This window comes from Robertmurraya siralis, from assembly GCF_005502275.1.
GTDB classification, from domain to species: domain Bacteria; phylum Bacillota; class Bacilli; order Bacillales; family Cytobacillaceae; genus Robertmurraya; species Robertmurraya siralis.
Genome location: NZ_SWLZ01000010.1, coordinates 59870 through 74341, shown reverse-complemented (window position 1 = coordinate 74341; position 14472 = coordinate 59870). Strand labels below are relative to the sequence as shown.

The following is a 14472-nucleotide window of genomic DNA, read 5'->3' as shown; positions in this document are numbered from 1 at the left end:
AGAAATCCATGCCTCTTCTGTTCCGCTAATATACGTCCAACCTAGTCCCCATAAAATAGCCCCAATGGCAATTGCCCAAAATTCTGGAAAACTCCCTTCAAGTAGATGGGCAGCTTGAACGTCCCGACGACTAAGGATTTTTTCCTTCCAAAAAAGTCAGCCACTAGTCCCGTTGGCATTTCAAATAGTAAAATGGATAATTCCATAATAGTTCCGACTAACACTAGCTGAAGTGGATTTAACTCAGCCTGAGTTACATAGTAAATAGCATTCAATGTAAATACCATTTGGATCATAAATGCACGTGAACTAGTTACTAAATAATAGATATTTTTGATCTTCAATGTTTTTCCTCCGATTTATGAGATTTGGATACTCAAATCGGAGAATAGGTTTACAAAAATAGATTTTAAGCTAACATACTCTCCGATTTGCTTGTGAAAGTAAGTGTTAAGCTTTTCATATTCATCGCTCCTTTATAAAGTTATATTAAGTATAATGAATGTTATTTGAATTGTCATTGAAAAAAGGGAGTATTGGGTAAGTAGCCTCTTTTTAGAAAGTCTGAAACAAAATGTTCAGAAACACTTTGGATGATTATGGTAATATGGAGAGGTGCTATTTAAAAAGGAGGAGGAAGCTGTAATGGAAATTCCAATTGGAAATGGAGCTCTTATGCTACCACCGTTACATATTACGATTGTCGGACTTATTATCTTATTTTTCTTAATGCGGTGGAGTAGGCAATTGGAGACTGGACGTTATAAAGTTTTCTTATATTTTTTAATTGGTACTTATGCTGCGCCTATATATTCTCAAAGTACGGAAAAAGGTCAATTTCAACTATGGATTCCGCTAGGATTTATCATTCTTTTCTTGTATTTGTACCGCAGTAAAAGCAATCATCCTTCAAAAATGAAAGCAAGTCTACTAGGACTTTCTATCGCAATTTATCAGATTATTGTCCACTATCTTCGTTAGTTCTTTAAAGGTAAATATTTGGCAAGTCTAATCTGACTTTGGTTAATATGAGCCAAGGATTTACTCTTTTGAGCGAAGGAGTGCCTCCAGATTAACAGGCCCTCGTTAGCACAACGCATTATTTAAAAATTGAATCGGTATGAGTATAATTGACTCTGCAGTTATTGAGCAGTTTTCTAATTTTTGAATCTTGATGCGAACGAGAAATATATCAAGAAAGCGTTACAGTATGCATAACTGAAGTTGGGCAAACTATATTTATGCTCAACAATCTATAATGTTAACATGAGAAAAGGTGGAATACTGCATGATTTGTGAGTTAAGCAAGGAAGATTTTCATAAATGTAAAAGCATTATAAATGGAGCTGGTCAATTAGAAGTGAAAGCCATTGTAGAAGGAATTAATCCTGGGCGAATATTTGTGGATCATCCTATATCACCGACTACTGGGCTGGTTTTGGTTAGGCAATAATGATGGTTTCGTATTTATTGGTAATGAGCATAATGATGCATTTAATTATGAAATAAACGGTTTTTTAGACCTTGTGATTGCACCGGAGGCAAGGAAGGTAGGTTTAGAATGGTTTGAAGGATTAGGGAATCATCAAGGATGGGATACAGTAATCGAGAAGTTATTTACTTCTCGAAATTTAAAGTCTTGGAATCAAAAGGTATACACGTTATCAAAAACTACTTATAAGGAAAAATCGTATTCAATGGAAAAAGGCTATACCGTGACAAAAATCAGCTCTGAACTTTTAAAGGACTCTTCCATAAAAAATATGGATTTTTTACGTTTGAAAGTTTCTGAATTTTGGACTTCTTCTGATTCTTTTTTGAATACTGGTAAAGGTTACTGTGTGTTATTCAATAATATAATTGTTAGTATTTGTCTTTCAGGATTTGTCGTTGAAAACATTCACTGCATCGCAATTGAAACCCTCCAAGGGCATAGAGGCAGAAAACTAGCGCAAGTGATTGCCCATTATTTTGTAAAAGATTGCTTAGAGAATGGTAATATTCCTTATTGGGATTGCATGGAAGAGAACTGGCCGTCTGTAGCGATTGCGGAGAATTTGGGATTTGAGAATGTGTTTAATTATAAGGGATACTATTTCAAACTAAGAGATTAGGAAACCATTATTTTTTAAAAAAGGAGAAAGTTGAAATTGAAAAATGTTCTTAAAATCCTAACGGTTGTGTTTATTTTTCTTGTCCTGTTTAGTGTATATGCTATACATGAGGTGAAAACTGTATTTAATGAATTCGTTCACAATTTAGTTAACGAAAGAACATTAAATCCCATAAATATGGAACTATTTACTGAGAATATAGAAGGTCTGGAGATTAAGTTTGAAAAAGAAGACAGGACATCGGTGGAAATGATAAAAGCGATATATCCAAAAGCAAAAGCGGAGTTAAATAAATTATATGGCAGTCATTCTGATGCACTGACTGTTATCGTGTATGCTAATGAAGAGGCTTTTCATGCTGCCTCTTCCTCTGAAAAATCAGGTGGATATTACCTTCCATTAAATGAATCTATCCACCTTAAGAGTGAAATTATGGTATCAGGCTCTCAATTCGAGAATTTATTTCATCATGAGTATGCCCATTACAGAACGGATCGATTTTTAGAGGAGCATGGGATCTCTGGTGAAAGCATACCTACTTGGTTTAACGAAGGGATATCCGAATTAATGAGATACAGGGATACTGAGGTCGATATCGACCAGATAGAAAAGATGGATTTTGAAGAGTTAATGACGAACACCTCCTTTTATAAGGAAAGAGATGGGAATGCTGAGCCATATCTCCAAAGCTACTTTGCTGTAAAAGAGCTTGTCGATCAATTCGGAATGGCGGCTATCACTGAGATTTTAATAGCTTTAAAGGATATGGATTTAGAACAAGCTCTTAGTAAAATAGTAGGGATGAATAGTGAACAATTATTGAGTAGCTATTTAGAAAGGAGAGAAAGTATTAACAAATTAATCGCTCAAGCCGAGGAGTACCAAGTTAAGGGAGATTATAGGTTGACTCAGAATATTTATGAAGAGGTGCTTCGATTAGAGCCAAATAACTTTTTTGTAAGTAGATCTATGCCTCATGTATTGGTTAAGCAATCGCAGTTTTTCGAGGCAAAAGCGATGTTAAAGAAGAGAGAAGATTTAGAAGGATATGAGCTTGAATTGTTGGCTGAACTTTCGCTACTGAGTGATTTGAATGAGTCTCTAAAATATGCGGAAATGTTTGAAGAGAAGATCGGAACGAATATCGATGATCATCAGTTTACATCCCCTTTTGGAAATGCCATTCGGCAAAATATTGCTGAGCCGGTGAATGTTTATCTAAGATTAATAAACGGAAACCTAATAACTTACCAAGAAATTGCTGATCAATTAAAGATAAACATAAAGGAAATGTATCCAGATGATCCGCGTGTTCAAAGCTTGTAAATAAGAATGGGCAAAGCGTTTGGGAAATTTGGGATTAGAAACAAAACTGGCAAATCTTATGTTAGTGGGAACCCGTTGGCAGTAGGTGAATATATACTGTGGTTCATGTTTGGCTCATAAATCATAAAGGTGAACTCCTTTTAATGAATGGACATTCTATCCCAACTGGATCGATCTTAGAAGGTGAAAATAGTCTCGAGGGCGCATTAAGAGAAGGAAAGAAGGAATTGAAATCGGGATCACATTGATATCTTCCACTGGGGGGATCGCTATTGCGATTTTGATGATGTGTGGGTTTTTCGAAAGAATTTCGAAAAGATTGAAACGATCCTTCGAGCAGAGAAGGTTGTTGATATGAAGTGGGCAACAAGAGCTGAATTAGATAGGATGTTTCAAGCAGACTGCATTGTACCAATTTTAAGCTATATTTAAAAAAGGAGAGAAGAATTTTGCTATCTAGGAGAGTGATGATGTTCAACAACATAAACTATTTGAAAAAAGGGAATGAAAAACAAAAGAGAGCTTATGAGGCAATTGAAGTTTTAGGAGTTATGGAACAACTCTCTGAGTATGATCCTACTCTTTGTGGGACGTTGCCGATTGAAATTGATATTGCAGATTCGGATTTAGATATCATTATGGAAGTTCATGATTTACAACAATTCGAGAAGGCGATAACGGAACTTTACCATGATAAAGAAAATTTTCAAATAAAAAGACGTATCATGAGAGGCATTCCGGTTGTGAAGGCTAATTTCCTTTTTTTCGGGTTCGAATTTGAATTATTTGGCCAACCGCAGCCAGTAGAAAAACAGAATGCCTACCTCCATATGCTAATAGAACATGCGCTTATAATGGAGTCCCCCCACGTAAAAGCAGATGTGATTACTCTTAAACAACAAGGCTTTAAGACAGAGGCTGCGTTTTGTAAAGTTCTTGGATTAGACTTTGAAGATCCTTATGAGAGTCTTTTAACGTACGGCAAAAAAAGAGGGTTCATTTAAAGGGATCTGTCCATACTTTACAGTCGTTATGCGAAAAACATTCGTAGACCAATAATAATCAATAGAATAGAGAGCATTTGCATAATCATTTTACTAGGAATTCGCTTGGATAACCGTATTCCAATCTGGGAACCGATCATCACCCCAATTCCTCCCCAAAGAACGGTCATCCACTCGATGTTGTTATAAACGAATTGTGCAGCAACACCAATTATGGAATAAAGAGCAAGCGCAAAAATGGAAGTAGCTGTTGCGTAATGTGTTGGAACTTTAAAAAAGTAGATTAAAACTGGCACAAGAAGCCAGCCTCCTCCGATCCCGAGGTAGCTAGACAATACTCCCATGATAAAACCAAGTGGCAGCAATCCTTTTAGTGGAAGGGGCCGTGCTTCTATCTCCAATGCACTATCGGCAGTGTCTGCCTCCATCTTAATACTAGTATCTCTTTGTTTCTGAAGAATTTTAAAAGGGGAATTTTTTGCAAACAAAAAAATCCCTAGCGCCACTAGAATGGTGGCGAAAATAACATAAAAGTAACTGGATGAATATAGCTGCAGCAACCAAACTCCAAGTATGGAGCCAGGAAATGCCCCGATCCCGATGAACATTCCCGTTCGATAGTTAATTTTATTTTGCTTGGCGTAGCCAACCACTGCGGATAGAGAGTTTATAAAAACAATGACAATGCCTGACGCAGATGCACTTACAGGATCGATATGCAATAAAAGAAGCAGTGCCGGTACAAATATAAATCCTCCGCCTGCGCCAACAATTGTTCCGTAGCCCCCAGCAATCATGCCTACTGCGAGAATTAGCAGTCCAGTTGCTATTTCCATGTTTTGTTCTCCTTTACCTCGGTTATCTTTAAATTATCAGATAGGAGAAGTGCTGCATATTGACAATATTTTATAGCCCATAAATAAATGTAATACCTGTTGAATCGAAGGACATACTTAGTGAAAAATGAAGTAATTGGCAAGGCTTCGACGATAGATAGAGTAGAGAAATTGAAAAAAAGACAAAGCTTTCGTTTTAAATTAGTGGTACATTTTATTCATAGAAAACAAATAGTTTAGGGTAAAAAGCAAAGGTGGAATTTATACCATGAACCTTGATAGTTTAAAAATGTTCTGCGCTGTAGTTGAGGAAGGAAGTATCAGTAAAGCGGCGCGACTCAGCTTTGTTACACAGCCAGCGGTGACAAGACAAATACATCAATTGGAAGAACTCTATGGAACATTATTATTTGAACGAACAGATGGAAAGCTTGTACTCACTGAAGCGGGAAAAGCACTGTATCCTTTTGCAAAGGAAATGGTCGAATATATTAAAAGGTCACATGAAGCGATAAATGAAATCGTTGGAAATCAAGAAACCTCTCTACATGTAGGCGCGAGTCAAACGATTGGAGAATATTTATTACCTGGCATACTAGGAAGCTTTAGAAAACAACACCCAGCAATCAAATTAAATTTAACGATTGCCAACACACCGACGGTTTTAGAGAAATTAGACAATAATGAAATAGATATTGCTCTTGTAGAGGGAACAGTGAAGAATGGCCGTTTTAACATCGAGAAGTTTGCGGAAGATGAACTAATTTTAATCGTTCCTATTAATCATCACTGGAAAAATCGAAACATGATTGAAATTCATGAACTGCTCAACGAGAGAATGATTTTGAGAGAAGAAAATTCAGGCACGCGATTAATTGTTGAAGAGGCGCTAAGGGAAATGGGAATTCTAGAGGAAATTGAAATTTCACTGGAGCTTGGCAGTATGCAATCTATTAAAAGCGCTGTAGAAGCAGAACTTGGTATCACTATTCTTCCAAAGCTAACCGTTTTAAAAGAGTTGAGATATGGTACACTTCGTGAAGTGAAAATCGCTGATTACCAAATTACAAGGGAATTGTGGTTAGTGCAGAAAGAACATCGTTTTCAAAAAACAGGATTAAGGTATTTTATTGAATATATCCGCAAGAAGTAAGATTGGCGAACCGATTAAAATGACGATAGCAAAAAGAGGAACAGCTATTTAGAACCTTTTGCACAAAATTTGTGAATTATTTTATGAATATCATTTAATTTACCTTCTGCCTATTTCGTTTTGCTATGATTGAAGGCAATAAACTAAGAATAAGAGATATCAGCTAAATTATTTGATATCTCTTAAATTGTGGAGAAAGCAGTAGAAAACGAGAAGTATAAAAATATCGACCACATATAAAATCTAATTTTTCAATACAGTGGCAAAAATTCATATACAAAGTATATGTTTTGTTAAATTCGTGAATAGATCATAATTTATGGAATTATAGTGATGCCCCAGAATCGGGATCTGATTCTATATCCCACCAATCTGCCATCTGCTTTCTCCATTCGTTTGCTTTTTGCTGGTTTCCTACTTTTTCATAAAGTGTTATGAGTGGTTGATATAGATCGATGGCACCGATTACAGAAATGGTTTTACTTAGTTGGTGAATAGCAATAGCGTACTCCCCTTTGCGTACAAGTTGTTCAGCATTCCAAAGAACAAGGTCCGCGATTCTTCCCTCAGTTTGTGTACGTAATTGAATAAACCATTCATCGTGATGTGTTTCGAGGAAATTTGTTGGTAATTGCTGAATAAGCTGATTTACTTTTTGTTCTTTTCGATCTGGAGATAATTCCTTTAAAGCATTTTCAACTTCCTTTAAAAAAGTTTTCGCATCGCATACTAGATTTCCTTTAATCATGACACGCTCTCGATCAACCACTAAGTATTCCTCACTCGCCAGCTGTTTGCGCAAATATGATAAGCATACACGTAGATTTGTTTTAGCTTTAGCAAGTGGTATTTCTGGCCAAAGGGTTTCACAAATTTGCTCTCTTGATACGGAACCGTTAAAAACAAGAAATAGTAGAAGGGACTTCGCAAAGCGCCTATTCCATCCAGTTGTAATCTCTTCCCCATTTATGAACACTTGAAACTGTTGTAATAAGTTCACTTTCAACTCATTTGAACGTTCAGAATTTTTCAGACTCTCTTCTTGAATTTTGGCAACATAGTCTAAAATTTGGTTGTCCATTGATTGAATAAAGGGGTCTTCTATCTGATTTTCGCTGCGAGACTCTTCAATAAAATCGAGAATCATTTCAGCTATTACGAGTGGCTGGTCCAACACAATTAAACTGGAAGCATTCAGAACGGTGATAAAACGGCAATGTCGCAAATGCAAGGTTTGGTGCTGTAAATAGTGGGATGGGAACAATGCGTCTTTCACACCAGATAGAATAAGAATAGGACAGCTTACTTTTTCAATATCTGAGATAGGATCAGCACTAACTGTTAAATCCATCACCTTTTTATAAAGATCAAAGGAAATGGTCTCGGCGTAGTTTCGAAGTTTTATCAACTCCGAATGTCCTTTTGGTAACGTGGTAGCATGGGTGTCTAAGTATTCATGTGGAATTTGCCTCTTTCCCGTTCCTAATTTACTTCGGTGTTCTCTTATTTGTTCTATCGTGTGCGGAGGATGGCAAGGCATAGCCATAAGGGTCAGTGAAAGAACATGGTCAGGATATTTTGAGGTGTAGCGAGCTCCTATAAGCGCCCCCATCTGCCAGCCAATAAGATGTACTTTCGTTAATTTTAAGTGCTGCAGAAGTGCTTCTAGATCGGTGACGAAGTGGGAAATAGCTAATTCTTCAATAGGGGTGTCATTGTCACTCATACCATAACCTCTTAAGTCATAGGTTAAGATATTAAACGAATTTCCTAAATAAGGAAGCATACAATCAAATGCGCGCAGATCAACAGCATTTGCATGAATTAGTACTAGTGTTTCTGAATTTCTTTCATAAGCTGGATGAAATACATAGTGTATCTTTCGATCATTAATGTTAAGAAATGCCATAGTATCTTCCCTTTCTCTCTATTTGTGGAGCCTGTTGCGTTTGTGTAACGCTTTATTTGGTATACTCTATTTTGATTTTGCGATAGGTCATAAGTCCTTAGAAGAAGAGATTTGTAGATGGTCTTTCCAGTTCAATGAAAGGAGTGTTAGAAGAAGGTAGAAAAAGGGTAAGTGAAAGGTTTTAACACTCATATAAATGGGCACAGCTATGATATTAATCTACTATATGTACCGTATTAAACTTAATTTCGAAGTCGGTAATCGTGAGCACAGTTTTTATTATAGCAAAAGATTTTGTAAAACAATATTGTCTCTTGTGAAATCCTGTTTCACAAGGCATTCACTTATATTGAAAGATCCCAGAGGGAAATGAGACAAAAATCATAAACAAAAAATAATCATAGAAAGTGAGGAATCATTAATCAAGTATGGGACAAACACAACATAAACTCATCACTGCTTTTGTTGTATCGTCATTGGCTGTTTCAACTATATCCCCCATGCAGGGACTAGCTAATAGTTTTACTGATGTGTCAGATCTTCACTGGGCAAAAAAAGCGATAGATTACATGAAAGAAAAAGGAATTGTCCGTGGGTATACAGATGGCACATACAAGCCAGAAGCATATATTACTCGTGGAGAACTGGCAGTAATGTTGGCTAACTCCCTTCAACTAAATATGGATGGTATAGAAAAGCAATCATTTATAGATATACCTGAAAACTCATTTGCCTTTTTGCATGTGGCTGCTTTACAAAAACACTTTCCCCATATATTTAAGAGTAATGGTGGATATTTTCATCCTAATCAAGTAATTGATCGGCAAACATTGGCACATTTAATTGCCAAAACTTATGAAGTGGAGATGAACCGGGAAAATCAAATGATATTTACTGATGTGGATGATTCACATCCTTATTCTGAGGACATTCAAGTTTTGGCTAGTAATGGAATTGTTGTGGGGGATGGAAATGGCCGTTTTAAACCTCGAAATCCTGTTACACGTGCTCAAGCAGCACAGTTTATTTATAATGTCCATCATTATGAAGGACCAGAAAAAATTGAGCAGATTAAAGCAATTAGTAATACTTCTGTTGAGATAACGTATAAAACGGATGTTGATATTGAAAAACTAAATTTCTTAATAACAGATTTACAAATTGTTCATATTGAAAAAACAGATAATCATACGGTTGTTTTGACCACTTCTTCTCAAACTGAAGGCAAGAAATATGTTTTAAAAGAGAGTGGGCGAACAATTGGTGATTTTATCGGCTATCCAAAAAAGGAAGAGAAGCCACCTTCTCACGGTGGTGGGTCTACACCTCTAACTCCCCAGCAGCAAGTAGATGCTGCAATTCGAAATGCTGTGGCGAGAGGAAATGACTTTGTCGTTGTCAAGGCGAGAGGTGGCGGAGATATAACCGTTACCACTGATTCGAAGATGGATATTTATGTAGAAGTAGATACAGTAAGGGATTTAACAATTAAGGGATCGAATATAGAAAATGTCAAGATTCGCAAAGTGGGTTCGGAGCAAGGATTAATAACTGGAGACTTAGTTGTTGATACTCCTAAAGCAGATGTCGAGTATGAAAACCCTGTAAAATTGTTAGGCACATTGTATATAAAAGATGTTTCAGGAAATTCTTTCGTAAATTATGGAGAACTAAATGATGTGGATATCTCCGACTCAGATATTTCTCATTTTGTGAACCATGGGAGAATGGGAATTTTAACAATCAGCAATAATGGTAATATCACAATTGATGGTTCCAGTTTAATTGACCTTGTCAATGTTCAAGATGCCGCAGAAGTTTCAATCCCGAATAACGCTAAGGTAAAAAAAGTAGTTGTCATGCACAGGAATGCCAAAGTTTCTGCCCACTCGGAAGTTGAGGTTGTATATGCCTATGAAGTAAAGCCAATAGAGAATGTAAGATTTAATGATTTAGATCCAGGTGTGGACATAAAAGGAGAAATTATATTTACTGCTACTGAGGCCATCCACTCAGGTGCTAATTCTCTTCAAATTGATGTGAACAACATTCATGTCAAATCCATTCCATTAAAAGGATTAGAAGATGAAGAGATTACATACTCTATGGCAGATATTGATTTACAAGAGGACGATACTATTACATTATCCACAATAAATGAGTATGGTGTTGTTTCAGCTCCGATTGAAGTAAAAGTTGTCAATAATATTAGGGGAAAGTCCCCTGCTTTGACAGGAAAATTATTGAATGGACAACTATTCGAAGTCACTTTTGAGGAACAGCGTGACTGGAGAGAAAGCATTACTTCCATTGTCAATGAAACAAATGGTTCATCCATTCCACTTTCATATGTCGATACAAGTAATCCCGGAATCATCATCATGGATCTTTCGAAAGTAGATTTTACGCCGGGTAACCATACAATCCGTGTAGATGCTGAGGGATATGAACCTGCGAAGTTTATAATAGAAATACTAGAGCCAGTATTAATTCCACCTAATTTAACGGGCGAAGTACTTAGTCCGCAACAGTTTCAAGCATCTTTTGCTGATGCCCCAAACTGGAGAGAAAGTATAACAGATGTTTGGGATATAGCTAATGAGAGATGGATTGGAAAAACAAAGCTTACCACAACAGAAGTAGGCAAATTGATCTTGAATGTGGAAGGCAGGATCTATCAACCGGGCACCTATGAATTTTTAATTAAAGCAGAAGGTTATGAGGATGCAGTCCTTACTGTAAACGTACCAAAACCAAAGGATGCACCTGAAGTACGAGGCTATGTCACAGGTATAAATCAATTTGTTATTGAATTTGAAGATGATCCGGCTTGGCGTGAAAAAGTGAGGTATGTATACAATGAAACCAAAAAACAAACTATATATATGGGTGAAGTCGATACAAGCCAGGAAGGAAAAATCACGATAAAACAAACTGGATATGTTTATGAGACGGGCGTCCATATATTCCGAATAGAAGCAGCAGGCTATGAGCCTGTTAGGATAGCGATTGAAAAGCCAGAATCTTTCACACCACCAACACTAACTGGTGAGGCAATTGGCCCAGAACTATTTCAAGCCACTTTTTCTGATGATCCGAAATGGAGAGAGAGTATAGTAGATGTTTGGGATATAACAAATGAAGAATGGCTAGGAAAATCAAAGCTTACCACAACAGAAGAAGGCAAATTGATCTTAAATGTGGAAGGTAAATCTTATGGGCCAGGAAGGCATGGGTTCTCTGTTGACGCTAGTGGGTATGAACGGGCAGTTTTTTTTGTGGAAATACCCGAGTATGACTTGCCACCTAATGTAGTATCTGCCTATGTGACAGAAAGCAATGAAATTGTCTTTGAATTTTATGATAATCCGGACTGGAGAAATAGTATAACTCAAGTGTACGATAACACAAACGGTCAATACTTTCTTCGTACTAAATTAGATGTCAGCCAGCCGGGGAGAGTGATTCTAAAACTTGGTTCGACATCTTTATCAGGAAAGGTAAGTTTCTTTCTTCAAGCCCCAGGTTACGATAATGTATCAGTTGAGGTAGAAATACCAGAGCCTGAAATACCAGAGCCCAAATCGCCTGAATTAACTGTGGAAATCGTTGAACCAAATATATTCGATTTCATTTTCCCAGATAATGCAGAATGGAGAAATAACATCACTAATGTATATAATGAAACAACTGGGACTCCCATTCATCTAAGTGAGGTAGATAGAAGTATACCGGGAAAATTACGCATAAACTTAAAATCCTACTATTATGTTCCAGGTACTTACGCTCTTTCTTTTCATGCAACTGGATACCCACCGGCAATGGTATTATTGGAAGTTCCAATGCCCCCTAAACCTCCAGTTTTAACAGGAGAAGTTATCGGAGTGAATATATTCCAAGCAACTTTTGTAGATGACCCAAAATGGCGTGAAAGTATTACGGATATTTGGGATATGACACATAAAAGATGGCTTGGGAAATACAAGCTCAATACGATAGAAGCAGGCAAGATCATATTGGATGTTGAAGGACGTGATTATCCACCTGGAATTTACGAATTCTCCATTGCAGCAAACGGATATGTTAGGGGAACACTTTTTGTAACAGTGACGCAGTGATGTCTGTTTTAGTGAGCAAGGAATCGTTTCTTTGACTCATTTTGAAATGATTCAATGAAGGTTTTAAACAGTCTTTGTAATAAGCAAGAGTGAATTTGACATTAACCATTTTTTTGAAATGCATTCCAATTGATTTTTGTCGAGGATATTCTTTTGGGTTACGGAGTAAGCTGAAGCAGTTAATAGAATTCAAGTATACCTAATAATATATTATTTCAACTTTTGCTGTACAAATATCAATTGAATGCCGGATTATATAAGGAATAAGCAGCAGTAAAGTGTACCCATTCTAGCAATTTTGCGCAAAGTTTGTAAAAAAACGTAAGAAATAAGGCGGAGTTTTGTTCATATAGTCTTTATGAAGCCATAAATATATCTCTATACTAGTTTAACATCCCTTTTCTAGAATACAGTTGAATACAAATTCTAGATAGGAGATGGTTCAATTGAGTAAAAAATGGTTGATAGGGACAGGGGTTGCGTTGACATTGTTTTTGACCCCATTTAGTCAGGCTTTTGCAGATGGCATAACAGAAGGGGAGAGAAAAAAGGTCGATAATGTTGCACATCGTGGTGCATCAGGCTATGCCCCTGAAAATACGATTGCTGCTTTCGATTTAGCAGTTGATATGAAGGCGGACTATATCGAAATCGACGTGCAAAGAAGTAAAGATGGTGAACTGGTATTGATTCATGATACAACTGTGAACCGCACAACAAATGGAACGGGAAGAGTTGGAGAATTAACTTTGGAGCAGCTTCGCAAACTTGATGCAGGAAGCTGGTTTGGATCAGAATTTGCGGGAGAGTTAATCCCGACTTTCGATGAAATTCTCGATCGTTATCGTGGGAAAATTGGAATTTTAGTAGAATTGAAGGCACCTGAGCTTTACCCAGGAATTGAAGCACAAGTAGCCGAGGCATTAAAAAAGCGTAACATGGATAAATCGAAAAATAATAAAATCATCATTCAATCTTTTAATTTTGAATCGGTAAAGAAGGTGAATGAGCTTCTCCCACGAATTCCGATTGGTGTCTTAACATCTAATCGTGCAGATACGACGGTCGAAGCTTTGCAGGAGTTTTCAACCTATGCAGACTGGTTTAACCCAAGCTACGGCATTGTAACAAAAGAATTGGTAGAGCAAGTGCACTCCCTTGGAATGAAAATTGGTTCATGGACAGTACGGACGCCAGAAGCGGCAGATTTCTTATTTGAAATGGGCGTTGATGCGATCATAACGGATTATCCAGATTATGTTGATCCGCGTAATTAATGGGGCTGATACTTGAGAAGACCTCTCGCTTTTATGCGAGAGGCCAGAGTGTAAACAAACTCGAAGATTTTCGAGTTTGTCTACACTCTTTTTTCTTTTATAATAGAATTAACTAAATTGCGTAGGTTGATTTCCACTTCGGGTGGCGCGGGCGGGGTTTGCGGATGCGATGGACAACCCTACGAGGTCTTAAAAATAATTCTATGCAGACGATGCTTACGTTTGCTACCATGAACTTAAAGAACATTGCCATTTGGACTTGGCAACCTGCTTGAGGGGTGCCAAACGAGTTGATGGAAGCGGAAGACGCTTAACTTGGGGAATAGCGGGACGGCACTGGAAAACCTGAAGTGAACATGAAAACCCCGGTAGGTTTTCCGAGATTTTTCGTTAATTTTCCTGTTTTTGTAAGTGGATCGTGGACCTTGAACACTTTAGAGTTGAGAGCTACACAACATCTTGTGTCAAAGTATTAGTTGATTACAAGATGTTGCGGTCTCCCTTTGTGTGAGGGAGTGGATTGAAATATAATCCACTCCATGCTCATATAATTGGTTGCTTAGGTCTCCCTTTGTGTGTGGATTGAAATTAAAAAAATTGATAGTTTTCAGCGGCTTTAATAGCGTGACAGCCGAGACCCCACACGAGCATCCGTGAGGAGGAGGCTCGGCGCACGCCCCCCGGAAAGCAAGCATCTGGAGAGGAAATCAACGTTTTTAGCGCAATTTCAATCCA

The 14472-nt window shown here is 37.3% G+C and carries 10 protein-coding genes and 2 pseudogenes; 9 read left to right on the top strand and 3 right to left on the bottom strand.

The features are described 5' to 3' along the window. Positions 1-41 precede the first annotated feature (41 nt). Positions 42-344, bottom strand: a complete 303-nt coding sequence (locus FCJ93_RS25260; RefSeq protein ID WP_211344120.1) for a hypothetical protein — start codon at positions 342-344, stop codon at positions 42-44. Between the two features lie 301 nt (positions 345-645). Between FCJ93_RS25260 and FCJ93_RS13380 the strand changes: the two genes are divergently transcribed. The 5 genes and pseudogenes from FCJ93_RS13380 (at position 646) to FCJ93_RS13360 (ending at position 4444) form a co-directional block, all read left to right on the top strand. Further along, positions 646-981 (top strand): hypothetical protein, encoded by a 336-nt coding sequence (locus FCJ93_RS13380; RefSeq protein WP_137743915.1) that lies wholly within the window; start codon positions 646-648, stop codon positions 979-981. A gap of 307 nt (positions 982-1288) precedes the next feature. After that, positions 1289-2114: pseudogene (locus FCJ93_RS13375) on the top strand (GNAT family N-acetyltransferase). 36 nt (positions 2115-2150) lie between these two features. Next, the gene (locus tag FCJ93_RS13370; protein ID WP_137743914.1) at positions 2151-3440 is read left to right on the top strand and encodes a collagenase; all 1290 of its coding nucleotides are present in this window, start codon (positions 2151-2153) and stop codon (positions 3438-3440) included. A 98-nt stretch (positions 3441-3538) separates the two neighbouring features. Beyond that, on the top strand, positions 3539-3688 hold the full coding sequence (locus FCJ93_RS25765) for an NUDIX hydrolase (protein ID WP_408014799.1): 150 nt from the start codon (positions 3539-3541) through the stop codon (positions 3686-3688). A 222-nt stretch (positions 3689-3910) separates the two neighbouring features. After that, positions 3911-4444, top strand: coding sequence for a DUF4269 domain-containing protein (locus FCJ93_RS13360; RefSeq protein ID WP_137743913.1), 534 nt, complete (start codon positions 3911-3913; stop codon positions 4442-4444). Between the two features lie 26 nt (positions 4445-4470). Here the strand turns inward: FCJ93_RS13360 and FCJ93_RS13355 are convergent, their stop codons facing one another. Then, on the bottom strand, positions 4471-5280 hold the full coding sequence (locus tag FCJ93_RS13355; RefSeq protein WP_137743912.1) for a sulfite exporter TauE/SafE family protein: 810 nt from the start codon (positions 5278-5280) through the stop codon (positions 4471-4473). Positions 5281-5548: 268 nt separating this feature from the next. Here FCJ93_RS13355 and FCJ93_RS13350 point away from each other — a divergent pair, with 268 nt between their 5' ends. Beyond that, positions 5549-6433 (top strand): LysR family transcriptional regulator, encoded by an 885-nt coding sequence (locus tag FCJ93_RS13350; RefSeq protein ID WP_137743911.1) that lies wholly within the window; start codon positions 5549-5551, stop codon positions 6431-6433. Positions 6434-6758: 325 nt separating this feature from the next. On the opposite strand, the gene FCJ93_RS13345 is transcribed toward FCJ93_RS13350, so the two are convergent. Next, positions 6759-8342: an alpha/beta hydrolase gene (locus FCJ93_RS13345; RefSeq protein WP_137743910.1), complete on the bottom strand. Its 1584-nt coding sequence runs from the start codon at positions 8340-8342 to the stop codon at positions 6759-6761. A gap of 428 nt (positions 8343-8770) precedes the next feature. On the opposite strand from FCJ93_RS13345, the gene FCJ93_RS13340 reads away from it, so the two are divergent. From FCJ93_RS13340 to FCJ93_RS13330, 3 genes and pseudogenes are all read left to right on the top strand, one after another. Beyond that, entirely contained in the window at positions 8771-12460 is a 3690-nt protein-coding gene (locus FCJ93_RS13340; RefSeq protein ID WP_137743909.1) for a hemoblobin-interacting domain-containing protein, read from the top strand. 446 nt (positions 12461-12906) lie between these two features. Then, positions 12907-13737, top strand: coding sequence for a glycerophosphodiester phosphodiesterase (locus FCJ93_RS13335; protein WP_095310781.1), 831 nt, complete (start codon positions 12907-12909; stop codon positions 13735-13737). 146 nt (positions 13738-13883) lie between these two features. Beyond that, positions 13884-14012: pseudogene (locus FCJ93_RS13330) on the top strand (hypothetical protein); the annotation flags it as partial. Between the last annotated feature and the right edge of the window lie 460 nt (positions 14013-14472).